The organism is Streptomyces sp. NPDC015345, from assembly GCF_043078805.1.
Classification (GTDB): Bacteria; Actinomycetota; Actinomycetes; order Streptomycetales; family Streptomycetaceae; genus Streptomyces.
The window spans coordinates 168,095-193,925 of the sequence record NZ_JBIBTX010000003.1 but is presented as its reverse complement, the minus strand read 5'-3'; the positions used below and the strand labels follow the sequence as shown (position 1 = coordinate 193,925).

The window sequence follows — 25,831 nt, the reverse complement described above, 5'->3', positions numbered from 1 at the left end:
GCGCCCATGCGCACGCCCAGTTCTTCCGCCGGACCCGCCACGCCCGCTCCATACGGCCTGAGCAGCGAAGCCCGCAATCTGCACTGGCTGCTGACGAACCTCGTGGAGGAGGTGCCCGGGATACTCTCCGTCGCGGTGGTCTCCTCCGACGGACTGCTGCTGCTCTCCTCCGACCCCGGGCGCAACGCCGAGCGCCCGGCGGCGACCCCCAGCGGTCCCAAGGGTTCCAGCGCCGACCTGGCCACCATCGTCTCGGGGCTCGGCTCCCTCACCATCGGCGCCGCCAAGCTGATGGACGGCGGAGGGGTCAAGCAGACCGTGGTCGCGATGGCGGAGGGCAGCCTCTTCGTCATGTCGATCAGCGACGGCTCGCTGCTCGGCGTGCACGCCACCCCGGACTGCGACATGAGCGTCGTCGCGTACCACATGGCGCTCTTCGTCGGTCGCGCCGGGCACGTCCTCACCCCCGAACTCCGCAGCGAGCTGCGCCAGTCGATGGAGAGCGCCCGATGAGCAGCAGCAGCCGCAGCAGCAAGACGCCGAAGCTGCCGCAGCGCGGCGGCGACCGAAAACCCGCTCGCGTACGCCCCTACTCGCTGACCGGCGGCCGGACCCGGTTCGGTCACGTCCTGCTCGTCGAGACCTTCGTGGCGAGCAACCCCGAGCTGGAAGCGGCCGAGGAGCGCCTCGAACTGCCCAAGGGCGACCTCTCCACCCGTGTCATGCCGGAGATGCGCGCGATCGTCGAGATCTGCCGCCGCATGCGCACGGTCGCGGAGATCTCGGCCCTTCTCAAGATGCCGCTCGGCGTGGTCCGCGTACTCCTCAGCGACCTCGCCGATCAGGGAAAGATCCGCGTGTACGGTACGGGCCACGGCCCGGGACAGCCCGACCGCGCACTGCTGGAAAGGGTGCTGAGTGGACTCCGCCGTCTCTGAACTCCTCGTCGAGGACGAGAGTCAGTTGCAGGCCTGGCAGACGGACAGGTCACGCGCCCCGATCGCCACGAAGATAGTGGTGGCGGGCGGCTTCGGCGTCGGCAAGACGACACTGGTGACCGCCGTCTCCGAGATCACGCCCCTCCAGACGGAGGCGCTGATGACGCAGGCGAGCGCCGACACCGACGACCTGAGCGGCACGCCGGACAAGACGACCACCACGGTCGCCATGGACTTCGGCCGCATCACGCTCGACGACGACCTGGTGCTTTACCTCTTCGGCACGCCCGGGCAGCAGCGCTTCTGGTTCATGTGGGACGACCTGGTGCGCGGCGCGATCGGCGCCGTCGTGCTGGCCGACACCCGCCGCCTGTCCGACTGCTTCCCCGCGCTCGACTACTTCGAGAGCTGCGGGCTGCCGTACATCGTGGCCGTCAACCACTTCGACGGCAGCGAGAGGTTCGAGGTGCCCGATGTGCGCGAGGCCCTGACGGTGCCGCCGCACATACCCGTACTGATCATGGACGCGCGGCAGCGGATCTCGGTCATCGAATCGCTGCTCGCCCTGGTGGGCCACGCGCTGGACGCCACCCCCGAGTAGCCGACGCCACCCCCCACAGCCTCAGCCTCTTTGAGAACGTACGTAGGAGAAGTGCCCCCATGCGGAAGATACTTGTCGTAGGAGCCGGTCAGTCCGGGCTCCAGATCGCCCTCGGGCTCCAGGCACAGGGGTACGAGGTCACCCTGATGTCCAACCGCACGGCGGACGAGATCCGGTCCGGTCGGGTCATGTCCACCCAGTGCATGTTCCACACGGCGCTCCAGCACGAGCGCGACATCCAGGCGAACTTCTGGGAGTCGCAGGCCCCCAAGATCGAGGGCCTCGGCGTCTCGGTCGCCGGACCCGACGGCTCCCGCGTCATCGACTGGGTCGGCAAGCTCGACGGGTACGCCCAGTCCGTCGACCAGCGCGTGAAGATGGCCGGCTGGATGGAGACGTTCGCCCAGCGCGGCGGCCAGCTCGTCATCCACGGCGCGGCCGTCTCCGACCTCGACTACTTCTCCCGCGCCTATGACCTGGTGCTCGTCTCGGCGGGCAAGGGCGAGCTGGTGTCGATGTTCGAGCGCGACGCGTCCCGCTCGCCGTTCACCGAGCCGCAGCGCGCGCTGTCGGTCGCGTACGTCCACGGGCTCGGCCCGCGCCCCGAGCACCCCGAGTTCGACGCGGTGCGCTGCAACCTCGTGCCCGGCGTCGGCGAGCTCTTCGTCATGCCGACGCTCACCACCTCCGGCCGCGCCGACATCCTCTTCTGGGAGGGCGTCCCCGGCGGCCCCCTCGACGTCTTCCAGGGCGTCAAGGACCCGAGCGAGCACCTGGCGCTGACCCTCGAACTCCTGGAGAAGTTCCTGCCCTGGGAGTACGCGCGCGCCACGAAGGTCGAACTGACCGACGCGGGCGGCACCCTGGCCGGGCGGTACGCCCCCACCGTCCGCAAGCCCATCGGGCGGCTGCCCGGCGGCGGCCTGGTCCTCGGTGTCGCGGACGTCGTCGTCGCCAACGACCCGATCACCGGGCAGGGCTCCAACTCGGCGTCCAAGTGCGCCGCCTCGTACATCTCCTCCATCGTCGAGCACGGCGACAAGCCGTTCGACGAGGCGTGGATGCAGTCGGCCTTCGACCGCTACTGGGACACCGCGCAGTGGGTCACCAAGTGGACCAACGCCATGCTGGGCGCCCCGCCGGAGCACGTCCTGAACATCCTCGGCGCGGCCGGGCAGCTCCAGCCGGTCGCCGACCGGTTCGCCAACGGCTTCAACGACCCGTCCGACTTCGAGAACTTCTTCTACGACCCGGACAAGGCCGCCGCCTACCTGGAGTCGGTCGCCCCCGGCGCCTGATCTCCGCCATGGCCTAGGTCGCTGCCCGAGGTCGCGCCCTCGGGCAGCTTCGGCGGGGTGTAGCGGCGCAGGGGCCGGCTCTCGGGGTCGGGCCGCACCGCGCCGAGTACGGGGTTGGCCGCGACCGGTGACACCTTGACGCGGGCGCCGGGGCGCGGCGCCTGCACGACCATCCCGTCACCGAGGTACAGCGCCACGTGCGTGGCCTTCGGGAAGTAGACGACGAGATCGCCGGGGCGCAGCTTCGACAGCGGGACGCGGTGCAGCTTCGCCCACTGCTCCTGGCTGGTCCGGGGGATGTCGCGGCCCGCGTGCCGCCAGGCCTTCGACGTCAGCCCCGAGCAGTCGTACGCGTCCGGGCCCTCGGCGCCCCACTTGTAGGGCCGTCCGATCTGGCGCACCGCGAAGTCGAGGGCCTTGTCGCCCCGCCGTGAGGGCGCGCGCGTGGCCGGGCTGCCGCCGAGGGCGCCGGACGCCACGAACTCCTCCTGGGCGCGGGCCGTCCCCGCGTCCTCCGCCTCCCGCAGCGCGGCGAGCTGGTCCGGGGTGAGCGCGGAGAGCAGTTCGTGGACCTCCTTGAGCTGCCCGCCGACCTTGTCCCGCTGCTCCTTCTGCCGGGCGGCCAGGGCGCTCTGGGCGTCCAGGGCCCGCTGTGCCGCGCCCGCCAGCTCCTCGGCCCTCTTCTCGCCGCCGGTCAGCCGCTCGATGACCGCGGCCCGCCCGGCGGCCACGCGCTGGATGACGTGGCCCTGGTCGAGGGCGCGCTGCGGGTCTCGGGCGAGCAGCAGGCGTACGTAGGGGGAGAGCCCGGCGGCGTCCTGGTACTGCTGGCGGGCGAAGCGGCCGGCGTCGCCGCGGCTGTCGCTCAGCGAGGCGCGGGCCTGGCTCAGCTTCCGTTTCAGGTCGGCGGCCTTGGCGCGTTGTTCCTTGAGCTGCACCTCGGTGGCGTTGTAGGTCTCCGTGGCCTCTTCGGCCAGGCGGTAGCGCTGCTGAAGGTCTGTCAGCAGAGCGGCCACGGAGCGGTCTTCCGGACCCGGGGCCGCGTGGGCGGGGGGTGCGGTCGTGCACAGGGCGCCCAGGGCGGCGCCCGTACAGATCCAGCGCAGCAGCCTTGCTGACACGTCATCACCTCCGGTGCGGGGGGCGGGACTTCCGCCGCGCATCGTGAGCGTGAGGGGTCAGCGGGAGGTGCGCCTCTCGGAGGTGGGCGGTCGGCGCAATGGGGTCACTCGTATGGGGGGTGGCGGCGTGGGGGGTTGTGTTTTGGGTGCGGGTGCGTTTCGGCTGGTCGCGCAGTTCCCCGCGCCCCTGACGGGGCCGGTGGGTGGTCCGGGGGCTGAGCGCGCCCGCGCGGCGGAGCCGCATATGTCGCAGCCCCGCGCCCCTGACGGGGCCGGTGGGTGGTCTGGGGGCTGAGTGCGCCCGCGCGGCGGAGCCGCATATGTCGCAGCCCCGCGCCCCTGACGGGGCCGGTGGGTGGTCCGGGGGCTGAGTGCGCCCACGCGGCGGAGCCGCATGTGTCACAGCCCCGGGCCCCTGACGGGGCGCCCCGTACCCGGCGGCTCCTACCTGCCCCCCGGCTTCGACCACGGCCACTTCAGGCCGGTGTTCTTGTCGCCGGCCGGGTCGTACTCGTACCGCCACTTCGGGGTGAGGGCGAGGCGGCGGCCGGGCTCCGCGGGGGTTCGGCGGTAGACAAAAACCTTCGGGGGGCCGCCGGTGTCGTCCGGGACGGGCACGCGGTAGACCTTCGGCGGGTGTCCGGTCGGCCCGAGCAGGACCGGGAGGACACGGCCGTCCAGGGGGCCACCCACGAAGGGGGTCTCTTCGCTCTTCACGCCACCAGTGTCACACCGGAGCCGTCACAGCAGGTGGCCCGCGTCGGCGACCACCGGCAGCACGCGCCGCGCGAGGCCGCCCACGGGGCCCTCCGGCGTCTCCATGCCCAGGGCCCACCGCACGACCTGCGCCGTCTGCGGGTCACGCCCCGCCGTCGTCACGAGGACCGACATGAACTGTTCGACGAGCATGTCCCGCAGCTCGTCCAGGGGCGGCTGCTTCTCCTCGTCGAGCCAGATCAGCGAGGCAGCCTCCACCGCGGTGATCCACATCCGTACGGTCATCCGCAGCCGGGGCCCCGGCTGCGGCACGTCCAGGTGGGCGAGGATGTGCTCGGCGGCGGCCCTGCGCACGCCGTCCACTATGGCGGTGGTCCGGGAGGTCTCCACCACGCTGCCGCCCTGGAGCAGCGCGCTGAACCCCGCGTCGTGCTCGTCGACGAAGGCCAGGTACCGGTCGAGTGCCCGGGAGAGCCGCTGGGTGAGCGGGCCTTCCGGGGGCTCGGCGAAGCACTGCTCGAGCTCGTCGGCGGCGGACCGCAGCGCGGCCTCGTACAGCTGCTGCTTGCCGCCCGGGAAGTAGCGGTAGACGAGCGGCCGGGAGACACCGGCGGCCTCGGCCACGTCGTCGAGGTTGACCTCCTCGGGCGCGCGGTGCGCGAAGAGGGAGAGCGCGGACTCCAGGAGCTGCCGCCGCCGCGCCTCGACGCTCAGGCGGCGGTACGCGGGGGCGGTGGCAGGCGAGGTCATGCCTCGCAGCGTAACCGCCGCGCGCCCCCGAGGGGCGTGGGCCAGCGGCCGGGGAGCTACGCCAGCAGCCCCGAGGACCTCCACAGCCGCCGCCCTACCCCCCGCATCACCCCTATGTCGTCCAGGAAATCCGTCAGCCGCTTCGCCCCGGTCTGCATGACCTCCCTGCGGTGTCCGCTCGCCTTCACCTGCGCGACGGCCTCGCGGCGGTCGAGGCCCACATCCGAGTACACCTTGGGGTTGACGAAGGCGAGCGAGAAGACCCGCGCGGCCTCGCCGCAGCTCAGCCGCGTCAACTCCCGCTCCCAGCGCGGCGCGGTCACCATCTGGCGCCGCAGCTCCTCGCGGGCGTACCGGACGTGGCGGGCCTCCTCGACGACGTGGATGCGGGTCACGCCGCGGACGATGGTCTGGACGCGCTCGTCCGGGAAGGTGAGCCGCTGCATCCAGTCAAGGATCTCCTCGCCGAGCAGCGTGCAGGCGAAGGAACCGGGCGTGGTGGAGACCGTCTTCAGGACGCGCGCGAGGTTGTGGTTGAGGCGTGTGACGGGGTACGTCGGGGCCCCGCCCTTGTGGATCATGCGCGCGAACATCATCGAGTGCCGGCACTCGTCGGCTATCTCGGTCAGCGCGTAGCGTACGTGCGCGCTGGTCACCGACTTGTCGTAGATGTGCCGTACGAGCAGCTGCATGAGGATGATCTCGAACCAGATGCCGAGCGAGGCGAGGGAGGCGGCCTCGTGACGGGCGAGGTCCATCCGCTGTTCCTCGGACATCTTCTTCCACAGCGGGGTGCCGTAGAGCGAGACGAGCTCCGGCGGCCAGAACCACTTGCCCTCCTCGACGGGGGCGTCCCAGTCGAGTTCCTTGTCGGGGTCGAAGGAGTGCTTGGCGGAGGACTCCAGGAGCCGGACGGCCACCTGCTCCCGGTCCTTGAGCAGGCCGAGCGCGTCCCGCAGACCCTGGAGCGAAGCGTCTTCCGTCACGGTCGTCATGACTGTTCCTGCCTTGTCGCGGGTTGCCGGCGGTACTGACGGGCGGTCATCACTTATGAGACTGCTTGTCAGCAAGGCCGTCAATCCCTTGCGCACGACTTGTTGACCCCTTGTCCAGCAGCGTGTGAGCCTGCCCCTATGTCGACGCACGAGCTTTACACCACGCCCCCTGGTGAGCCCGACTGGCAGGTACCGTCGGCCGGTTCGGCCCGCTTCAGCTGGGAGTACGACGAAGGGCGCGACCGCCTCCTCGCTCTCTACCAGAAGGGCAAGGACAAGCAGTGGGACGGCGCCAGGCGCATCGACTGGGAGCTGGAGGTCGACCCGCTCGACCCGCTCGGCACCCCCGACGAGTCGCTGGCGCTGTACGGCACCCCCCACTGGGCGAAGCTGACCGAGAAGGACAAGGGCGAGCTGCGCAAGCACTACGCCTCGTGGCAGTTCAGCCAGTTCCTCCACGGCGAGCAGGGCGCGATGGTGTGCGCGGCGCGCATCGTCGAGTCGGCGCCCGACCTGGACGCGAAGTTCTACTCCGCGACCCAGACCATGGACGAGGCGCGGCACGCCGAGATCTACGGCCGCTTCCTGCACGAGAAGGTCGGGATGCTCTACCCGATCAACGACAACCTCCAGTCGCTCCTCGGCGACACCCTCCGCGACTCTCGCTGGGACATGCCCTACCTCGGCATGCAGGTCCTCATCGAAGGCCTGGCACTGGCCGCCTTCGGCATGATCCGCGACACCACCGACAAGCCCCTGCCGAAGCAGATCCTCGCGTACGTCATGCAGGACGAGGCCCGCCATGTCGCCTTCGGGCGGATGGCCCTGCGCGACTACTACAAACAGCTCACCGACGCCGAGCTGCGCGAGCGCGAGGAATTCGTCATCGAGGGCTGCTACTTGATGCGCGACCGGCTCCGCGGCGACGAGGTCCTGGAGAACTTCGGCTTCCCCAAGGCACAGGCCGAGGAGTACAGCGAACAGTCCGAGTTCCTCGCCCTCTTCCGGCAACTGCTCTTCAGCCGCATCGTCCCCTGCGTGAAGGACATCGGCCTGTGGGGCAAGCGGCTCCAGCAGGCCTATGTCGACATGGGCGTCTTCGAGATGGGCGACGCCAACCTCGACCAGCTCATGGCCCAGGACGAGGAGATCGCCGAGAAACTGGACGGGGAGCGCTTCGCGGCGGAGGAGCGGGAGCGCGTGTCGGAGGTGGAGGACGCGATCGCGGCGGGCGAGAGGACCTGAGGCGGCCGGGGTCAGAGCCCGTCCCGCCGCGGGGACTTCAGCACCGCCTCCATCACCGCCTTCGCGACCGGTGCCGCGCTGCCGCCTCCGCTGATGTCGCCGCGGTCCGCCGACGCGTTCTCGACGACCACCGCCACCGCCACCGAGGGCTCGGGGTCCTTCGGGGACTGGGCCCAGGAGACGAACCAGGCGTACGGCGTGCCAGCGTTGTCGATGCCGTGCTGGGCGGTGCCCGTCTTGCCGCCCACCGTCGCTCCCGGCACGGCGGCGTTGGCACCGGTGCCCTTCTCGACGACCTCCCTCATCATCTCGCGCAGCCGCGCCGCCGTGCCCGGACTGATCGCCTGGCGCACGGTCCGCGGGCCCGTGGCGGCCACCACGTCGCCGTCGTCCGTGGTCGTCCTCTCCACCAGGTAGGGCGTCTTGAGGGAGCCGCCGTTGGCGACCGCCGCCGCGACCATCGCCATCTGGAGGGGCGTCGCCCGGGTCTCGTACTGGCCGATGGCGGAGAGCGCGAGCTGCGCCTTGTCCAGGGACGTGTCGAAGTGGCTGGCGGAGACGGGTGAGGGGATGCGCGGCCCGCTGTCGTTGAAGCCGAACTTCCGCGCGGTGTCCGCCATCGGGCCCAGCCCCGTGTCGACGCCGAGCTTCGCGAAGACCGTGTTGCAGGACCACTTGAAGGCGTGCCGCAGGGAGGCGTCGGTACAGCCCTCCACCTCGTTGTTCAGCTTCGTGTTCGTGCCCGGCAGGGTGTACGGGGCGGGGGACTTCGTCGGCGCGTCCACATCCGTCACCGTCCCCGAGTCCAGCGCGGCGGCCGCCGTGACCACCTTGAACGTCGAGCCGGGCGGATACGTCCTGCGGATCGCGCGGTTCAGCATCGGCTTGTCGCGCCCGCCGTTCAGCGTCGTCCACGCCTTCGCCACCGAACGGCCCGTCCCGGAGAGCCGCTCGGGGTCGTAGCTTGGCGTGCTGACCAGCGCGAGGATCTTCCCGGTGGCCGGCTCGACCGCCGCCACGGCTCCCCGCTTGCCGCCGAGAGCGGAGTAGGCGGCCCGCTGCGCCGCCCCCACGATGGTCGTCTCCACCTTGCCGCCGGGATTGCGCGCGCGCGTGAAGTCGTTCCACAGGGGGAGCGGGGCGAGCATCGGGTCGGTGCCGGAGAGGACGCCGTCCTCGGCGTTCTCCAGGAAGGTCGTGCCGTAGAGCTGTGAGGCGAAGCCGGTCACGGGGGCGTACAACGGCCCGTTGTGGTACGTACGTTCGTACCGCAGCTGCTCCCCGGTGTCCTTGGAGCCGGTGACCGGACGGCCGTCGACCAGGATGTCGCCGCGCGGCTGTGCGTAGCGGGCGATGGCGTCCCGCCGGTTGGCGGGGTTGCCGTCGAGGGCCGCGGAGTCGACGACCTGCACGCGGGCGGCGTTGACGAGCAGCGCGAGCAGCAGCAGCGCGCAGAAGGCGGAGGCGTGCCTGATGTACCGGGTCACCGGGAGGCCCCGCCGGCGAGCGGGGCGCGGGCCGAGCCGCTGAGCCGGATGAGCAGCGCCACGATGATCCAGTTGGTCACGACCGACGAACCGCCCTGCGCGAGGAACGGCATCGCCATGCCGGTGAGCGGGATGAGCCCCGTGACACCACCGGCGATCACGAAGACCTGGAGCGCGATGATCGAGGCGAGCCCGATCGCGAGCAACCGCCCGAAGGGGTCCCGCAGCGCGAGGCCCGCGCGGTAGCCGCGCTCGACGAGGAGAGCGTAGAGCAGGAAGATCGCGCAGAGCCCGGCGAGGCCGAGCTCCTCGCCCGCCGTCGCCAGGATGAAGTCGGACTTCGCGGCGAACCCGATGAGGATGGAGTGCCCGAGCCCGAGCCCGGTGCCGAGCAGCCCGCCCTCCGCGAAGGCGAAGAGGGACTGGGCGAGTTGGTTCGGGCCCTGGCCCGCGTCGATGGAGGCGAAGGGGTGCAGCCAGTCCTGGACGCGGCTGTGCACATGCGGTTCGAGCGAGCCGACCGCGAAGGCGCCGAGCACGGCGAGGAGCAGGCCGACCGCGATCCAGCCGATGCGGCCCGTGGCGACGTACAGCAGGATCACGAAGAGCCCGAAGAAGAGCAGCGAGGTGCCGAGGTCGCGCTCCAGGACGAGGACGCCGACGCTCAGCAGCCAGATCGTGACGATGGGGCCGAGGACGCGGCCGGTGGGGAGTTGGAGGCTCCGGAACCGCCCCAGGGTGCGGCCCGTGCAGGCCAGCGCGTTGCGGTTGGCGGCGAGATAGCTGGCGAAGAAGACCGCGAGCAGGACCTTGGCGAACTCGCCCGGCTGGATGGACAGCCCGCCGAACCTGATCCAGATCCGGGCGCCGTTCACGGCCGGAAAGAGGACCGGCACGATCATCAGGAGCAGCGCGGTGACCACCGAGAGGTAGGCGTACCGCTGGAGCACGCGGTGGTCGCGCAGGGCCAGCACGGCGGCGATGAACAGAGCCACGCCGATGGTCGACCAGATCAGCTGGGCGGGCGCGGCCTCGTCGTGCGGGGTCTGAAGGTCGAGGCGGTAGATGAGTACCAGGCCGAGGCCGTTGAGGAGGACCGCGATGGGCAGCAGCAGCGGATCGGCGTACGGGGCGCGGAAGCGGACGGCGAGGTGCGCGAGGAGGGCGAGCACGCCGAGCCCGGCGCCGTAACCGGCGGCGCCGGGCGGGACGGTGCCGTTCTTCGCGAGGCCGACATCGCAGTAGCCGTACACGCAGAGCAGTACGGCGACGACGAGCAGGGCGAGCTCGGTGCCGCGGCGCCGGGGGACGCGGACGGCGGGGACCGCGGGAGGTGCGGCGGCGACCGCTCTTGTTCCGGTCATGCCGGGAACGTAGCAAGCAACCTGCCCTGAAGTCTGCTTATGCCGTATATGTCGGCTATGTCGACGATGTGGGCCATGCGGGGTAACGCGGCGTCAGCACCAGCGCGGTGCCTTTCCGATGGCGGCGATGTAGTTCGCGGAGCCCCAGGCCCAGGTCCCGTCGGTGAGGAGGTACCAGTGGTTGGTGCGGCCCACGCGGTCACCCTTGGTCTTGCAGTAGATGGTGACGACCTTGCCGTGGGGCTCGCTGCGGACCACGCGGCTGCCGCGGTGGGGCGAGTCGCGCAGCAGGAGTCCGCTCTTGGCGGTCACCCGGCCCTTGTAGACGGGGGCCTTGTAGTCGGTGACGGGCGTCTTGTGGCCGGTGGCCGGCGTCTTGTGGCTGGTGGCCGGCGTCTTGTGGCCGGTGGCGGGTGTCTTGTGGCCGGTGGCGGGCGCCTTGGGGTCGGGGTCGTCGTGCGCCGCGGCGGGGCCGGTGAGGCCGAGCGTGGCGAGGGCGCCGACGGCGACGAGTGCGCCGAGCCGGGTGGTGGTGGTCCGCAGGGACATGGGGCCTCCTCGGAGGAAAGGGGGGACGCGCGGCTTCTGACGAGTGCTCAAAGGCCGCAAGTCACAGTAAAAGCGGCACAGTGCGTACGCGAAAGCTCACGTGGTGCTTTCGGGTCCCTCCGCCGCGTCCCCGCCGGGCGCCTCCGTGAAGGGCAGCCGCAGCGTCGCCACCGCCCCGCCGTCCGGGGCGTTGGCGAACGTCAGCCGGGCGCCGAGGACCGCCGCCTGGCCGAGCGCGATGGTCAGCCCGAGGCCGTGCCCCTTGCTGGTGCCCTCGGTACGGAAGCGCTGCGGGCCGTGCTCCACCAGGTAGCCGGGGTAGCCGTCGCCGTGGTCCCGCACGGTCACGACCGGCCCGTCGACCGTCACCACCACCGGCGCCCGCCCGTGCTTGAGCGCGTTGGCGACCAGATTGCCGAGCACCCGCTCCAGGCGCCGCCGGTCGGTCTCCACGCACACGTCGCGGACGACGACCAGCTCCACGCCCTCGCCGCAGCCCCGCACCACCCGCTCCGCCAGTGGAGCGAGCCGGTGGGCGTCCAGGTCCACCCGCTCGCTCCTCGCGTCGAGCCGGGAGATCTCCAGGAGGTCCTCGGTCAGCGTGCGCAGCGCGGCCACCCGGTCCCGCACCAGCTCGGTGGGGCGCCCCGGTTCGAGGAGCTCGGCCGCCGCGTGCAGCCCGGTCAGCGGGGTGCGCAGCTCGTGCGCCACGTCGGCGGTGAACCGCTGCTCGCTCAGCAGCTTGCCCTGGAGCGAGGACGCCATGGTGTCCAGCGCCCCGGAGACGGCGGCCACCTCGTCCTGGCGGCGGGGGGGCCCCTTGGTGCGCGGGTCGTTGACGCGCGCGTCGAGGTCGCCCGCGCTGATCCGCCGGGCGACCTGCGCCGTCTGGTGCAGCCGCCGCGTCACCCGCGTCACGGCGAACGCCCCGACCAGCAGCGTCGCCCCGATCGCGAGGACGGAGGAGCCGAGGATCGCCCGGTCGAGCCCGTCGATGGTGCGGGCGCCCTGCGCGTAGTCGACCTGGACGGCGATGGCGCGGCCCCCGTCGGCGGGCCCGGCCGCCCACATCGTCGGCCGTGACTCGTGGGCGGCGACCATCGTGCCGCGCTCGCCGCTCAGCGCCAGCTCGCGCAGCGGCCCGGGCAGGCCCTCCGGGTCGACACCCGCGCCGTACCCGAGGCGGTCGCCCGCCTCGTAGCGCTCGGTGGCCTCCGTCAGCCGGTCGAGGGCCCGCTCGCGGGCCTGGCCGACGGTCTGGTTGGTCACCGAGACATGGACGAGCATGCCGAGCAGCGCGGCCAGCGCGCAGCACATGACGGTGATGAAGACGGCCGCCTTCCAGGTGAGCGTCGCCGTCCAGGCGGGAAGCCGCGGTCCGCGCGGCCGGTGCCGGCTCATCGGCCGTCGCTCTCGGAGGGCGTGCCGGACCCGCTTGCGGAGGGCGAGGGCCGGGGCGTCTTGAGGCGCGGCGCGTTCGCGGAGCGGACGATCTCGTCGCGCGTCGGCAGCATCGTCTTCTGGTGGGAGTCCCAGGACCAGACCGTGTGGTACTCGTACCCCGGCAGGCTGGAGACGGCGCGGATGATCAGATCGCGCCCGGCCAGCTCGACGCCGAGCACCGCGTCGCTCATCTCCATGATCTGCGTCAGCCGCCGCTTCTGCTGGGCGTAGACCCGGATGTCGAGGTTGTCATCGGGCGTCGAGACGCCGACGATCAGGTCCTCCTCGCCGTCGCCGGTCAGATCGCGGTAGTACGCCTTGAGGACCGGGCACCGTTCCCGCGCGCCGGAGTCGTCGTCGGCGCAGTCGTCGAGCCGCTCCACGGTCTTCTCGTACACGGAGTCCGAGGTGTCGTACGTCCCCGGGTTCTGTTCGAAGTCCGCGCGGACCACGTCGGCCGGGTCCACCTTGCGCAGGTCGTCGCCGGGGACCTTGACGCCGGTGACCCGCACGCTCTCTATGGCGCCGTAGTCCTCGGCGGGCGCGGACGGGGGCGGCAGGTCGGGCCAGAGGTGCGTGGGGCCCTGGGCGCTGGGTGTCGCGCCCGCCCCGCGCAGCCCGCCGGGGTCGCCGCAGCCGCCGGCCAGGGCCGCGGCGAGCGCGGCGAAGGCGGCGGTGAGCGCGAGCCGGCTGCGGTTCACTGCACTCCTGCCTGCCGCGGGTGCGGCCTGTCGTACGGCGGCCGGCCGGACGTCATGAGACCAGGTCGGCGTAGAGGATGATGTTGTCAGACCGGTGACCGCCGACGATCGGCCCGCCACAGGTCACCAGGCGCAACTCGGGCCGCCCGGTCGCCCCGTACACCTTATGGGTGGGGAAGTCCTCCTTGTCCACCTGCTGGATCTCGCGCACCTCGAACCTCGCCGTGCCGCCGTCCGCACGGGGCACCTCGACGGCGTCGCCGACGCCGATCCTCGCGACGTCCCGCATCAGCGCGGGACCGTTCACCGTGTCGTAGTGCGCGACGATCACGGCGGCTCCCTTCTCGCCGGGCGTGACCGAGCCGGTCCACCAGCCGGGCTCCGCCGCCTCGTCCACCGGCGGCACCTGGAGCTCCCGGTCCGCGTCCAGGCCGAGGCGGAGCATCGATGACGTGTCGACGCCCGCCGCCGGGATGCGCAGGCCGGTCGGCTCGGAGGGCTTCAGCGGGGCGGCGGCCCGGCCGGTGCGGGGCGTGGCGGCGTCGTCGGCCATCTCGATGTCGGGCGCCGGGTGGACCGTGCCGCCGCCGCCCTGGCCGCAGGCGATCAGGGCGATGCCGACGGCGGCGGTCACGGCGGAGGCGAGCGCGACGCGGGGGCTGTGCCGGCGCGGGCGGTCCGGGCAGGACCCGGCTGTGGGGGAGGTCGGCACGGGGCTCCTCATGAGAGCGGGGGGAAGGACGGGAGAGCGTGGCCCCCCGGTCAGGTGTCCGTGCGGCCGCGGCGCAGCATCGCGAAGCCGAGACCCGCGGCGCCGGCCGCCGCCATGCCGCCGCCCGCCACGAGGAACGCCGGGCTGCCCGCGTCCCGCACCCCCTCGGCGCCGGCTCCGACGCCGCCGCGCGGCGTGGCGGTCACGGCGTCCTGCCCGCCGTCCAGGCGGGTGACGCCGATGTGTCCGTTGGACGGGTACAGCTCGTACCGCACGCCGCTCTCGGTCACCGTGGGGTGCCTGGCGGAGAGGGTGGCGATCTGCTGGTCCCGCACCGAGAGCGTCGCGACGTAGGAGCCGTCGCGGTTGCGGACCTCGGCCTTCGCGCCGTGGCCCAGCGTGACCTCGTGGACCGCGGCTCGCGGCGTCCGGCCCGGCGCCGGTGCGCCCGCGAAGGCCCCGGCGGCCGGCGCGAGCAGCGCACCGCCGACGAGCGCGGTGACGGCGGCGGCGTGCAGGGCGTGGCGGCGGGTGCTCACGGGGTGTTCCTTCGGTCGGTCTGCCGGTCCGGTCTCGCTGGTCCGGGTGGATGCCACCGAAGCTAGACGTCCGTCATTGCGGCCCACCCTCGGCCGTGTAACAGCGCGCCATACCTGAGCGTGCGGTGCGGTTACGGAACCGGGTTCTTGCCCCGGCGGCCCACGGCCTGTTCCCATGGTCGGGGGTGATGCGGCATGAGCGGACTGCGCGTCGTACCGGCCCGGCGGCACGGGAAGGAGCGGCTGTACGTCTGCCGCGCGGACGGCGGGAGCGTGGCCTGGTACGACCGGGAATCCGCCCGGGTGAACCTGCTCAGCGAGGACCGCGAGGCCGAAGTCCTGCGTGTCCTCGCGCCGTTCCTCGCCGGTGACGTCACGGTGGGCCCGCCGCCGGTCCCCACCCCCGCCGAGCTGTCCCGGCTCGCCCTGCACCCCGACGACGACCTCGCCCCGAACCGCCCCGGCGAGGCCCTCCACATCGCCCTGGAGCGCGACCCGGCGCCCCCGCGCAGGCTGCGCGCCGACCCCAGGCACCGCGCGCTCGCCGCGGAACAGGCGGTCGGGGAGGCCCTGGACGCCCTGGAGGGCGCGGGCTGGCGGGCGCTGCACTCCCTGCCGCTGCCCGGCGGCGCCCGCATCCAGCATCTGCTGATCGGGCCCGGCGGCCTGTTCTGCGTGGCAGCCCTCGCCGTCCGCAAGCAGCGCGTGCGCATCGCCGACCCGATGGTGACCGTGGGCCGCCGCGACCCCGTCCCGCTGCTGCGCACGCTCCGCTCCGACGCGAGCCGCGCCTCGTTCGCGCTCACGGCGGAGGTCCGCCCCGTCCTGGCGCTGGCCGGGCCCGGGACGGCGGACCTGGCCGCGGCGGAGCACCCGCGCGACGTACGGGTGCTGCGCGCGGAGGGTCTGGCGGCCCTGGCCCGGCTGGGCGGCGTACTGAAACCGGCCGATGTGGAGGCCCTGCACGCGCTGGCCAGGGACCGCCACACCTGGCGGCGGGTCTGAGCCGCCGCCGGCCGGCCTGGGGTCGCGTCAGAGGTTGTCCCCCCAACCGCCCTGGATCATGGTCTGGAAGGCCCACGATCCACCGCGCCTGATCAGGATGTCGGCGTAGCGCAGCCGCTGCGTCTCGCCGCCCGCCGTCATCACCGAGTCGGTGAAGACGACGGCCATCGCGGGGGAGAGGAAGACGGGCGTACGCGTGGACTCGAAGCCGATGTCCTCGCCGCCCTCTCCCATCACGTGGGTCATCGTCGCGACGAACCGCTCCCGGTCCCACTGCGCGGCCCGTCCGTCGCCCGCGGAGTCGTCGCTGACCAGGTTGAGCGGGAAGACGGCCAGGTCGGCCATGCGCTCCACATCGCGCTTCGCGCTGTGCGCGTCGTACTCGGCGAACCAGGCGTCCAGGCTCGCGCGGTCCTCGTCGGTCGGCACGTATCCGGTCTCGGGCAGGAAGGTCACTCGGTCTCCTCGTCGGAAGGCTCATCAACTTTGACTACTGACGGAGAAGGTATGCCTCTGAGGGTTTCTAGTCAAACTTGATTAGAGGTGATGCCGGTCACATCCGGCCGCAGCCGGTCGCGCGCATGCGGCGCCGAGCCGGTCGGTCCCGTTCACCGTTCACCGTTCACCGGAACCGGACCACGACCGCCGTCGCGTGCCGCGTGGTGTTCTGCCGTACCTCGACCATCACCACCGGCTCGGCGGGCAGCGCCGCGTACGTCAGGTCGCCGATGCCGATCGCGTTCGCCACCCCCTCGCCCACCGGCTCAGGCAGCGCCTGCGCGGCCGCCGACCGCACCGCGGGGGACAGCGGTGACGACACCACCGGGGTGCCGTCACCGGGCAGGGCGAGGACCAGCGCCTGGGGGCGGGCGGGGTTCCCGGTGCAGCCGACCACGACGGCGTCCCGGGTGTCGCTGTGCCGCAGCTTCAGCCACGCGCGGGTGCCGCCCCGGTACGCCGAGTCGAGCCGCTTGATCACCAGGCCCTCGACGCCGGTCGCGGGCAGCGTCTCATACCAGGTCAGGGCCAGCTCCCGGTCGGTCGTCGACGGCACCGCCTGGAGCGGTGGCCCCCAGGCCGCGAGCAGCCGTACGAGGCGCGCGCGCCGCTCCGTGTACGGCAGCCGGCGGCAGTCCTCGCCGCCCTCCGTGAGCAGGTCGAAGGCGGCGTACGAGGCGGGCAGGGTGCGCGCGAGGACGCCGGCACGCGCGCGGGTGGCCGCCGCCCGCCGCTGCACGGCGGCGAAGTCGATGCGGCCACCGGACCAGACCACGACCTCGCCGTCGAGCACGGTGCCCTCGGGCAGCTTGACCGCGGCCTCGGCGAGGTCGGGGAAGGCACTGGTGACGGTCCTTCCCGAACGGGCCTGGAGCGTCACCTCGCCCCGCTCGTCCCGGAGCACGACCATGCGGTGCCCGTCGAACTTGGGCTCGTACGCCCAGCCGCCGCCCTCCGGCAGCGCGCTCACCGCCTCCGCGAGGGCGACCCGTACGGGCCGCGTCAGGCTCATCGCGCGGCCCGGGCGGGCAGGGGTCTGGCCCCGTCGTGGGTGACGAGGGGGCCGAGCAGGTCGCCGTGGTCCCGCAGCCGGGGCGCGATGTCGCCCGCGGTGAAGACGAGCTGCTCCGGGTCCTCGCAGGTCTCGACCTCCTCCCAGGTCACGGGGGTGGAGACGGTCGGCTCGGCGCGGGCCCGCAGGGTGTAGGGCGCGGCGGTGGTCTTCGCGGCGGCGTTCTGGCTGAAGTCGACGAAGACCTTGCCCGGCCGCAGGCTCCGCGTCATCCGGTGCACGATGAGCGCGGGCAGCTCCTGCTCGGCCTCGACGGCCAGGGACTTCGCGTACGCGCTGACGCGTTCCGAGGGCGTCGGCTCCAGCGGGACGAGCAGGTGCAGGCCCTTGCTCCCGGACGTCTTCGCGTACACGTGGAAGCCGTCGGCCGCCAGCCGCTCGCGCAGCCACAGGGCGGCGTGGCAGCACTCCACGACGGTGGCGGGCGGGCCGGGGTCCAGGTCGAACACCAGCCGGTCGGCCCGCGCCGGGGCGTCGGCCCGCCACTGCGGCGTGTGGAACTCGGTCACCAGATTGGCCGACCACATCAGCGACGGCAGGTCCTGTACGAGGATCTGGCGCGTCGGCCCGTCGGAGCGGGGCACCTCGGCGGTCCGCACCCATTCAGGGGTGCCCGGCAGCACGTTCTTGGTGAAGAAGCGCTGGCCGTCGGGCCCGTCGGGGTAGCGCAGGAAGGACAGGGGCCGGTCCACGAGGTGCGGCAGGAGGGCGTCGGCGGTGCTGGCGTAGTAGTGCAGCACCTCGCCCTTGGTGAAGCCGCTCGCGGGATAGATGACCTTGTCCAGGTTGCTGAGCGAGATCCGTCGCCCCTCCACCTCTGTGATCGGCGTCATACGATGAGACTCCCATAAAACGCTCAGAACGCCATAAACCCCTGAAAAGCGGGGCAAGAACCGGCGCATGGCGCCCCGGCCCCGCGCCCCAGTCCCCCCAGCTCCCCAGTGAGAGGTCCCGGACGTGCGATCCATATGGAACGGTGCGATCTCCTTCGGCCTGGTCAGCATCCCGATCAAGCTCGTGAACGCCACCGAGAACCACTCGGTCTCCTTCCGCCAGATCCACACGGAGGACGGCGGCAGGATCCGCTACCGCAAGGTGTGCGAGCTGGAGGACCGCGAGGTGACCTCGGCGGAGATCGGCAAGGGGTACGAGGACGCGGACGGGTCGATCATCCCGATCACGGACCAGGACCTGGCGGCGCTGCCCATCCCGACGGCCAAGACGATCGAGATCGTGGCCTTCGTCCCGGCCGACCGCATCGACCCGCTCCAGATCGACGCCGCGTACTACCTCGGGGCCAATGGCGTCCCGGCCGCCAAGCCGTACACGCTGCTGCGCGAGGCCCTCAAGCGGAGCCGGAAGGTGGCCATCGCGAAGTACGCGCTCCGGGGCCGGGAGCGGCTCGGCATGCTGCGCGTGGTCGACGACGTGATCGCCATGCACGGGCTGCTGTGGCCGGACGAGATCCGCGAGCCCGAGGGGGTGGCCCCCGACTCCCACGTCACGGTCCGCGACGCCGAACTCGACCTGGCCGACGCCCTGATGGACACCCTTGGCGAGGTCGACATGTCCACACTCCATGACGACTACCGCGCGGCGGTCGAGGAACTCATCGCCGCGAAGGTCGAGGGCGGGGCCCCCGCCGAGAAGGTCCCGGCCGGCGAGGCGGGCGGCGCCAAGGTCATCGACCTGATGGCCGCCCTGGAGAACAGCGTCCGGGCGGCCCGCACGGCCCGGGGCGAGTCCGCCGGGGCGGGGGAGCCCGCCGAGTCCGGTGAGGGGGTCGGGGAGGCGGAGGTCACCCGGCTCGGGGACCGCCGCGCCAAGACGGCCTCCACCTCCCCGCGCAAGACGGCTTCGGCGCGCGGGTCGGCCCCCGCGGCCCCCAAGGAGGTCGGCGGCAAGAAGTCGACGTCGACCGCGGCGAAGAAGAAGGACGCGCCCGCCAAGAAGACGGCGACGAAGTCCACGGCGACGGCCCGTAGATCGACGGCGGGCAAGGCGGACGCGGGCAAGGCGAGCGCGAGCAGGGCGACCACGGGCAAGACGGCGGCCAAGACAGCGGCCAGGACGGCGACCAGGACCGCAGCCAAGAAGACGACCGAGAAGACGTCCAAGAAGACGGCGCAGAAGGCGGCCGGGGAGAAGACGGCGTCGGCGCAGAAGACCACGGCCAGGCGCCGCGCCTCGGCGTGAAGAAGCGAGCGGCAGTTCCGGATTCCGTCCGCGGTTGACGCGGAAGGGAAAATTGCAAAGTTCGTCCGCCGGACGGGCCAAACCGCACCCTCTTGCCCCTTTTGCGGTCTGTGATCTATATCACAATGGCTTGATGGAATTAGATATTCCGCGCAATGATCCCTGCGGACACAATGGGATTCTTTGGGATTTCCGGGGGGTTTAAGGTATATGGCAAGTAATCCATTCGAAGATGATGGTGCGGAATACCTGGTACTCGTGAACGACGAGAATCAGCACACCCTCTGGCCCGTCGGACCCGAAATCCCGGCCGGCTGGACCGTCGCACAAGAGGCGAGTTCACGGGCGGATTCCCTGGCCTACGTGGAAGAGCACTGGACCGATATGCGTCCGGCGAGCCTTATATCCGGCTCCTGACGTGACCGGTCGCGAAAAAGCGGCGGGGAAAGCGGCGCCGCAGGGTGGGCAAAAGCGGCGGACGGGCCCCTTCAGTGATACGGGTCCCTTGCTGCTCGTCTGGTCGGGGCAGGCCGTCTCACTGGTCGGAAGCGCCGTTCTCAGATTCGCTTTCATCATCGAGGTGTGGTCCACCGGAGAGCAGGCGTCCGCCGTCACCGCGCTGTCTCTGTGCGCGGTGCTTCCGCAGGCACTGTTCAGCCCATTCGCGGGCGCGATTATCGACCGCATTCGTAAACGGTCGGCGCTCCAGATCGCGGACGCCGGTGGAATCCTGGCCGTCGGCCTGCTGGCCCTCGTGCACTTCTTCGGCGGCGGCCTGGAACCGTGGCAGGTCTATCCCGCCACCGTGCTGCTGGGCATCTCCGCCGCGTTCCAGCTGCCCGCGCTCACCGCCGCCGTCCCGCTGCTGGTGCGCAAGGACCAGCTGGGCCGCGCCAACGGCCTGCTGGCGGGCGCCCGCAGCGCCGCGGGGATCTGCGGCCCGGCGCTCGGCGGCATCATGATCGCCCTCACCGGGATCGGCGCCATCCTCGTCATCGACCTGGCCAGTTACGCCTTCGCGCTGATCGGCATCCGCATCGTGCGGATGCGGGGCGACAAGGTCCCGGAGGGGGCCGGCGCCCCGCGCGCGAAGATCACGGCCGAGGCCGTCGAGGGCATGCGCTACCTCTTCCGGCAGGCGAGCCTGCGCGACATGACCGTGAACTTCTGCGTGGTCAACCTGGTGATGGTCTTCGGCTTCGCCGTCGTCCAGCCCATGGTCCTTCTCAAGTCGGGCAACGGCGCGCTCGCCGCGGTGAACAGCGCGATCGGCATCGGCGGGGTCCTCGGCGGCCTGGTGATGGCCGCGTGGGGCGGCCCGAAGAACCGCGGCCGGGGCATGATGCTCGGCATCCTCGGCATGTGCCTGTCGGCGCAGCTCGGCACGTCCCTGGTCGGCGGCGTCGTCGGCTGGTGCGCGGCCATGCTGGCCGGCGCGGTGCTCATGACGGTCGTCAACACCTCCATGCAGTCGATCGTGCAGACCAAGGTGCCCCACGAGTGGCAGGGCCGGGTCTTCGGCGCGGTGATGTTCCTGTCGCAGATCTCCGGGCCGCTGGCCATGGCGTTCTCCGGGCCGCTCGCCGACGGCGTCTTCGAGCCGCAGGCCGCCGACGGGAGCGGCGTCTTCGTGGTCCTCGGCCCGCTGTTCGGCGACGCCCCGGGCAGCGGCATGGCGGCGATGCTCTTCCTCGCCGGTGTCGCGGGCATCGCGGTCGCGCTCTGGGGTCTGGCGAGCCGGTCGATCAGGGACATCGACGTGCTGCTGCCGGACATCGACGACGAGACCGAGCGCGAGGGCGGTGAGAAGGATGACGCGGTGCGTGCATGAACTCTTCGAGGAGCGGGCGTCACGGGCGCCCGACGCGACCGCCCTCGTGTACGAGGACGAACGGCTGACGTACGCCGAACTGGACGCCCGCGCCGACCGGTTGGCGGGGCTCCTCACGGCGCGCGGGGTGCGGCGCGGCGACACCGTCGGGGTGTATCTGGAGCGCTCCGTGGAGCTGGTCGTGGCGGTCCTCGGCACGCTCAAGGCCGGTGCCGGGTACGTGCTGCTCGATCCGGGCTTCCCGGCCGGGCGGCTGCGCGGCATGGCGGGGGACGCGGGCATCACGGCGGTGCTCGCGCGGCGCGGGGCGGAACCGGAGCCGCTGCGTGCCGAGGCCGCGCCGGTGCTGCACGTCGAGGACGCCGGGCGCGCACGGCCGTTGCCGCGCGGCGCGGTACGGGTGGCGGCGGACGACGTGGCCTGCGTGATGTTCACCTCCGGGTCGACGGGGCGGCCGAAGGGCATCGTGGCCCCGCACCGCGCCGTCACCGAGACGCTGACCGGCCAGGACTACGCCTCCTTCGGGCCGGGCGCGGTGTGGTTGCAGTGCGCGCCCGTGTCGTGGGACGCCTTCGCGCTGGAGCTGTGGGGGCCACTGCTTGGCGGCGGGACGTGCGTCCTGCATCCGGGGCGGCGCCCCGACCCGGTCGTGATCGCGCGGCTCGTCGCCGCGCACTCGGTCACGTCCATGTACCTGTCCGGTTCCCTCTTCGACGTCATCGTCGACGAGTACCCGCGCGCCCTCACCGGACTGCGCGAACTGATCGTCGGCGGAGAGGCGTTGTCGCCCCCGCACGTGGCCCGCGCCCTGGAGCGACGGCCGGGCCTGCGGCTCAGCAACGGCTATGGCCCCGTCGAGTGCATGGTCTTCCTCACCGTCCACCGCGTCACTCCGCAGGACGTACGCGACGGCCGTCCCGTACCGATCGGCCGTCCGCTGGCGGGTAAACGGCTGTACGTCCTCGACGACCGCCTGCGGCCGGTCGCGGACGGCGTCACCGGCGAGCTCTACGCCGCCGGGGCGGGCGTCGCGCGCGGCTACTGCGACGCGAGGCTGACGGCGGAGCGGTTCGTGGCGTCGCCCTTCGGTGATGCGGCGGGGCGTGCGGGTGGCTCCGCCGGCGGCACACGCATGTACCGCACCGGTGACCTGGCGCTCAGACGCCCCGACGGCACCTTCGAGTACCGGGGCCGGGCCGACGACCAGGTGAAGATCCGCGGCTTCCGGGTGGAACCGGCGGAGGTCGAGGCGGCCCTGACCCGCCACCCGGGGGTCGACCGCGCCGCGGTGGTGGCCACCCGCGCGGAGCGGGACGGTGAGCGGCAGCTGGTGGCGTATGTGGTTCCGGGGGCGCGGGCGGCTCAAGACGGCCAAGACGCCCACCGCGGCCAGGCCGGGCCGGTGCGATCCGCCCTCTCCGAAGCCGGCCTCCGTTCCTACGCCGAGCGGGAGCTCGCCGACTTTCTCGTGCCCGCCGCCTTCGTCCTCCTGGACGCGCTTCCGCTGACGGCCGGCGGCAAACTGGACCGGGCCGCGCTGCCGGTGCCGCTGCCGCGGGGCGGGGCTCAGCGAGGGGCGGGTGATGCCTCGCCGGGTGGGGACGGTGAGACGGCGCGCGCGCTGTGCGGGCTGTTCGCCGATGTGCTCGGAGGCGGCCCGGTCGGCGCTGACGACGACTTCTTCGCCCTGGGCGGCCACTCGTTGCTGGCCGCGCGTCTGCTCGGCCGTGTGCACGCCCGGCTGGGCGCCGAGCTCGACCTGCGGACGCTCTTCGCGGCGGCCACCCCGGCCCGGCTGGCCCCGTACGTCGACCAGGCCGCCAAGTCCCCGGTGCGGCACGCGGATCCGGCATACGGGAACACCGCCCCCCTCCCCGTCTCGCCCGCCCAGCACCGCCTGTGGTTCCTCGACCGGCTCGGCGCGGGAGTCGCGTACAACCTGCCCATGCTGGTGCGGCTGCGCGGCGCGGTCGACCCGGACGCGCTGGCCGACGCCCTCGGGGACGTCGTGACCCGGCACGAAGTGCTCCGTACCGTCTTCGACGAGGTGGACGGCGCACCCGTGCGGCGCGTGCTGGACGGGGCCGAGGCCCGGCCGCCGTTCTGTCACGTCACCGTCGCGGAAGCCGAGGTGACGGACGCCGTGGAGGCAGCCGCCCGGCACCGCTTCGAGCTCAGCCGTGAACTTCCCCTGCGCGCCGCCCTGTTCAGCGTCCGCGAGCGGCCCGGCGAGCACGCCCTGCTCGTCCTGGTCCACCACATCGCCGGGGACGGCTGGTCCCTCGCCCCGCTCTTCCGCGACCTGTCACGCGCCTACGCCGCGCGGGCCGAGGGCGGAAGGCAGGCCGCGCAGCCACCCCTGCCCGTCACCTACGCCGAGCACGCCCGCCGCCACGCGGCACGCCTCGGCCCACCCGAAGACCCCGCCTCGCTCACCGCCCGCCAACTCGCCTACTGGAGGCGGACACTGGGCGGAGCCGACCCCGAGGGGCCGCTGCTTCCGCGCCGCCCTGACCGGCCCGCCGTACCGGGGCCGACCGCCGCGACCGTGGTGCGCCGCCTCGACGAGGTGGCCCACGCCCGCCTCCTCGACGCCGCCCGCGCCGAGGGCGCCACCCTCTTCATGGCCCTGCACGCCGCGCTCGCCGCCGCCCTCACGCGGGCGGGCGCGGGGGAGGACCTCACGATCGGCGCACCCGTGGCCGGGCGCGCGGGAGACGGCGGCGTCGAGGACGCCGTCGGGTTCTTCGTGAACATGCTCGCGCTGCGCACCGACGTGTCCGGCGTCCCGAACGCGCGGGAACTGCTCGCCCGGGTCCGCGGATGCGACCTCGGCGCCTTCGCCCACCAGGACGTGCCGTTCGAGCAGGTCGTGAGCGAGCTGAACCCGCCGCGCGCGCGGGGACGGCAGCCGTTCACCGACGTCGTCCTCGCCCTGCAGAACAACGCGCGCGCCGAGGTGGACCTGCCCGGCGCCGAATTGGGCGTCGAGGTGGTGCGCACCGGCGAGGCCCGCTTCGAACTGCTCGTCGACGTCACCGAGGCGACCGGACCCGGCGGCGCCCCCGAGGGCCTCACGCTCACCTTCGAGTACCGCGCGCAGTCCCTGGAGGAGCGCTTCGTGACGTGGCTCGCGGACGCGCTGCCGCACGCCCTGCTCACGGCGGCCGAGACCCCGGACGCCCGCCTCGGCGACCTCGTCCCCACCGGGCCCCCGCGCCGCGCGGACGAGCGTGACAGGGTCACCGTCCCGGCCCCGGCCGAGCTCGCCACGGGCCCGGTGACTCCGCTGGAGCGAGAGGTCGCCGCCGTGTGGGCCGACGTCCTCGGCGTCGCGGACGTCGGGCGGGACGACGACTTCTTCGCCCTCGGCGGCAACTCGCTGCGCGCGGTGCGGGTCGCCGCCCGCCTCACCACCGACGCCAGGACCGTGACGGCCGCACAGCTCTTCGCCGCCCCGACCGTCGCCGCCCTCGCCGCGGGACTGGCCAGGGCGCGCGTCACCGCCGGCCCGGCGCCCGCCCCCATCCCGAGGCGGCCGCGCGTACCCCGTCAGCAGGATCAGCAGAGCCACCCCGGCAGAGAGCAGGAGGAGAGGCCGTGGACCTCAGCGTGATGTTCTTCGGCGCGGACAGCGCCACGGCGGCCAGGAGCGACGGCGGTACGGGCGACAGCCCCACCGCGGCCACACGCGATGGGGCCCGGGGCGGCAGCCCCACCGCGGCCGCCGACGGCGGCACCCCCAGCGGCAGCCCCACGTCGCACGCCCGGACCTACGACGACATCCTCACCGTCGCCCGCACCGCAGACCGCCTCGGCTTCCACGCCATCTGGACCCCCGAACGCCACTTCCAGCAGGTCGGCCAGGTCTTCCCGAGCCCGCCCGTGCTCAGCGCGGCCCTCGCCGTCGCCACCGAGCGCATCAGGATCCGCGCGGGCAGCGTCGTCCTGCCCCTGCACCACCCGCTGAAGGTCGCCGAGGACTGGGCGGTCGTCGACAACCTCTCGCACGGCCGCGCCGGCCTCTCCGTCGCCACCGGCTGGCACTCCGCCGACTTCACCCTCGCCCCCGGCCACTACGAGGACCGCAGGCGGCGCACCCTCGAAGCCGTGCCGGAACTGCGGCGGCTGTGGGCGGGCGAACCGGCCACCTACCCGGACGGCACCGGGCAGCCCGTCACCGTCGTCCCGCAACCACGTCCCGTACAGCGGGAACTGCCGCTGTGGATCACCACCTCCGGCAATCCCGAGACCTGGGAGACCGCCGGGCGGCTGCGCGCCGGGGTGCTCGGCGCGACCGTCGGGCAGAGCAGGGACGAACTGGCCGACAGGATCGACCGCTACCGCAGGGCCTGCGCCGCCGCCCCCGACCAGGCGGGCACCGACGCGCACGGGCGCGTGACGCTGATGGCGCACACCTACGTCGGCGCGGACGACGCCGAGGTGCGGCGCCTGGCCGCCGCGCCCCTCAAGGCGTACCTCGGCTCGTACCTGCGCCAGACCGCCGCCAACCGCGCGGCGGACGCCCGCGGGGGCGCCGAGCTGACCGGCGAACAGACCGCGATGCTCACCGAGTTCGCCTTCCATCGCTACCTGAACTGGGGCAGCCTGCTCGGCTCGCCCGGCACCTGCGCCAAGATGCTCGCCGACCTGCGCGACCTGGGCTGCGACGAGGTGGCCTGCTTCATCGACTTCGGCATCGGACGGGACGAGGTACTCGCGGGGCTGCACCGCCTCGCCGAGTTGAGAGAGGCCGCACTGTGACCCCG

General features: G+C 72.7%; 25 protein-coding genes. 11 read left to right on the top strand and 14 right to left on the bottom strand.

The genetic code is table 11. The features are described from left to right. Positions 1-6: 6 nt before the first annotated feature. Genes ACF062_RS13190 through ACF062_RS13175 form a run of 4 tightly spaced genes read left to right on the top strand, consistent with a single transcriptional unit; the run spans position 7 to position 2,837 of the window. Complete coding sequence (locus tag ACF062_RS13190) at positions 7-513, top strand: roadblock/LC7 domain-containing protein (RefSeq protein WP_392137854.1); 507 nt, start codon at positions 7-9, stop codon at positions 511-513. Further along, positions 510-938: a DUF742 domain-containing protein gene (locus tag ACF062_RS13185; RefSeq protein ID WP_392137853.1), complete on the top strand. Its 429-nt coding sequence runs from the start codon at positions 510-512 to the stop codon at positions 936-938. Before ACF062_RS13190 ends, ACF062_RS13185 begins: the two co-directional genes overlap by 4 nt. Then, positions 919-1,539 (top strand): ATP/GTP-binding protein, encoded by a 621-nt coding sequence (locus ACF062_RS13180; RefSeq protein ID WP_223776740.1) that lies wholly within the window; start codon positions 919-921, stop codon positions 1,537-1,539. The genes ACF062_RS13185 and ACF062_RS13180 overlap by 20 nt, the downstream gene beginning before the upstream one ends. A 59-nt stretch (positions 1,540-1,598) precedes the next feature. Next, positions 1,599-2,837 (top strand): styrene monooxygenase/indole monooxygenase family protein, encoded by a 1,239-nt coding sequence (locus tag ACF062_RS13175; protein WP_392137852.1) that lies wholly within the window; start codon positions 1,599-1,601, stop codon positions 2,835-2,837. Here ACF062_RS13175 and ACF062_RS13170 read toward each other — a convergent pair. The 4 genes from ACF062_RS13170 to ACF062_RS13155 all read right to left on the bottom strand — a co-directional run bounded on the left by ACF062_RS13170 (position 2,807) and on the right by ACF062_RS13155 (position 6,420). Then, positions 2,807-3,958: an NlpC/P60 family protein gene (locus tag ACF062_RS13170; RefSeq protein ID WP_392137851.1), complete on the bottom strand. Its 1,152-nt coding sequence runs from the start codon at positions 3,956-3,958 to the stop codon at positions 2,807-2,809. The two genes, ACF062_RS13175 and ACF062_RS13170, sit on opposite strands and share 31 nt — an antisense overlap. Positions 3,959-4,402: 444 nt before the next feature. Continuing rightward, on the bottom strand, positions 4,403-4,675 hold the full coding sequence (locus tag ACF062_RS13165) for a hypothetical protein (RefSeq protein ID WP_392137850.1): 273 nt from the start codon (positions 4,673-4,675) through the stop codon (positions 4,403-4,405). Between the two features lie 24 nt (positions 4,676-4,699). Then, positions 4,700-5,425, bottom strand: coding sequence for a TetR/AcrR family transcriptional regulator (locus ACF062_RS13160; RefSeq protein WP_392137849.1), 726 nt, complete (start codon positions 5,423-5,425; stop codon positions 4,700-4,702). A gap of 56 nt (positions 5,426-5,481) precedes the next feature. Next, entirely contained in the window at positions 5,482-6,420 is a 939-nt protein-coding gene (locus ACF062_RS13155) for a diiron oxygenase (protein WP_392137848.1), read from the bottom strand. Positions 6,421-6,558: 138 nt separating this feature from the next. On the opposite strand from ACF062_RS13155, the gene ACF062_RS13150 reads away from it, so the two are divergent. Next, a complete protein-coding gene (locus ACF062_RS13150; protein WP_392137847.1) occupies positions 6,559-7,665 on the top strand; it encodes a ferritin-like domain-containing protein in 1,107 nt (368 codons plus the stop codon). Positions 7,666-7,676: 11 nt separating this feature from the next. Here the strand turns inward: ACF062_RS13150 and ACF062_RS13145 are convergent, their stop codons facing one another. From ACF062_RS13145 to ACF062_RS13115, 7 genes are all read right to left on the bottom strand, one after another. Beyond that, complete coding sequence (locus tag ACF062_RS13145; protein ID WP_392137846.1) at positions 7,677-9,152, bottom strand: penicillin-binding transpeptidase domain-containing protein; 1,476 nt, start codon at positions 9,150-9,152, stop codon at positions 7,677-7,679. Then, positions 9,149-10,516, bottom strand: a complete 1,368-nt coding sequence (locus ACF062_RS13140; protein WP_392137845.1) for an FtsW/RodA/SpoVE family cell cycle protein — start codon at positions 10,514-10,516, stop codon at positions 9,149-9,151. The genes ACF062_RS13145 and ACF062_RS13140 overlap by 4 nt, the downstream gene beginning before the upstream one ends. A 93-nt stretch (positions 10,517-10,609) precedes the next feature. Next, complete coding sequence (locus ACF062_RS13135; protein ID WP_392137844.1) at positions 10,610-11,065, bottom strand: SH3 domain-containing protein; 456 nt, start codon at positions 11,063-11,065, stop codon at positions 10,610-10,612. Positions 11,066-11,161: 96 nt separating this feature from the next. Then, the gene (locus tag ACF062_RS13130) at positions 11,162-12,466 is read right to left on the bottom strand and encodes an ATP-binding protein (protein ID WP_392137843.1); all 1,305 of its coding nucleotides are present in this window, start codon (positions 12,464-12,466) and stop codon (positions 11,162-11,164) included. Then, positions 12,463-13,209 (bottom strand): hypothetical protein, encoded by a 747-nt coding sequence (locus ACF062_RS13125; RefSeq protein ID WP_356574427.1) that lies wholly within the window; start codon positions 13,207-13,209, stop codon positions 12,463-12,465. The genes ACF062_RS13130 and ACF062_RS13125 overlap by 4 nt, the downstream gene beginning before the upstream one ends. 52 nt (positions 13,210-13,261) lie before the next feature. Next, positions 13,262-13,921, bottom strand: coding sequence for a class F sortase (locus tag ACF062_RS13120; protein ID WP_392137842.1), 660 nt, complete (start codon positions 13,919-13,921; stop codon positions 13,262-13,264). Positions 13,922-13,971: 50 nt separating this feature from the next. Then, on the bottom strand, positions 13,972-14,460 hold the full coding sequence (locus ACF062_RS13115) for a hypothetical protein (protein ID WP_392137841.1): 489 nt from the start codon (positions 14,458-14,460) through the stop codon (positions 13,972-13,974). Between the two features lie 195 nt (positions 14,461-14,655). Here ACF062_RS13115 and ACF062_RS13110 point away from each other — a divergent pair, with 195 nt between their 5' ends. Beyond that, a complete protein-coding gene (locus ACF062_RS13110) occupies positions 14,656-15,465 on the top strand; it encodes a nuclease-related domain-containing protein (RefSeq protein ID WP_392137840.1) in 810 nt (269 codons plus the stop codon). A gap of 27 nt (positions 15,466-15,492) precedes the next feature. On the opposite strand, the gene ACF062_RS13105 is transcribed toward ACF062_RS13110, so the two are convergent. The 3 genes from ACF062_RS13105 to ligD all read right to left on the bottom strand — a co-directional run bounded on the left by ACF062_RS13105 (position 15,493) and on the right by ligD (position 17,868). Continuing rightward, entirely contained in the window at positions 15,493-15,921 is a 429-nt protein-coding gene (locus ACF062_RS13105; RefSeq protein ID WP_356574421.1) for a nuclear transport factor 2 family protein, read from the bottom strand. A gap of 166 nt (positions 15,922-16,087) precedes the next feature. Continuing rightward, on the bottom strand, positions 16,088-16,975 hold the full coding sequence (locus ACF062_RS13100; RefSeq protein WP_392137839.1) for an ATP-dependent DNA ligase: 888 nt from the start codon (positions 16,973-16,975) through the stop codon (positions 16,088-16,090). Continuing rightward, positions 16,972-17,868 (bottom strand): non-homologous end-joining DNA ligase, encoded by an 897-nt coding sequence (gene ligD, locus ACF062_RS13095; protein ID WP_392137838.1) that lies wholly within the window; start codon positions 17,866-17,868, stop codon positions 16,972-16,974. The genes ACF062_RS13100 and ligD overlap by 4 nt, the downstream gene beginning before the upstream one ends. A gap of 124 nt (positions 17,869-17,992) precedes the next feature. Here ligD and ACF062_RS13090 point away from each other — a divergent pair, with 124 nt between their 5' ends. From ACF062_RS13090 to ACF062_RS13070, 5 genes are all read left to right on the top strand, one after another. Beyond that, positions 17,993-19,231: a Ku protein gene (locus ACF062_RS13090; protein ID WP_392137837.1), complete on the top strand. Its 1,239-nt coding sequence runs from the start codon at positions 17,993-17,995 to the stop codon at positions 19,229-19,231. A gap of 210 nt (positions 19,232-19,441) precedes the next feature. Next, positions 19,442-19,648: an MbtH family protein gene (locus tag ACF062_RS13085; protein WP_392137836.1), complete on the top strand. Its 207-nt coding sequence runs from the start codon at positions 19,442-19,444 to the stop codon at positions 19,646-19,648. Between the two features lies 1 nt (position 19,649). Continuing rightward, positions 19,650-21,062 carry an MFS transporter gene (locus ACF062_RS13080; protein ID WP_392137835.1) on the top strand — a complete coding sequence of 471 codons (1,413 nt, stop codon included), beginning with the start codon at positions 19,650-19,652 and terminating at the stop codon, positions 21,060-21,062. After that, the gene (locus ACF062_RS13075) at positions 21,055-24,678 is read left to right on the top strand and encodes an amino acid adenylation domain-containing protein (RefSeq protein WP_392137834.1); all 3,624 of its coding nucleotides are present in this window, start codon (positions 21,055-21,057) and stop codon (positions 24,676-24,678) included. The genes ACF062_RS13080 and ACF062_RS13075 overlap by 8 nt, the downstream gene beginning before the upstream one ends. Next, entirely contained in the window at positions 24,663-25,826 is a 1,164-nt protein-coding gene (locus tag ACF062_RS13070; RefSeq protein ID WP_392137833.1) for a MupA/Atu3671 family FMN-dependent luciferase-like monooxygenase, read from the top strand. The genes ACF062_RS13075 and ACF062_RS13070 overlap by 16 nt, the downstream gene beginning before the upstream one ends. Positions 25,827-25,831: the final 5 nt, after the last annotated feature.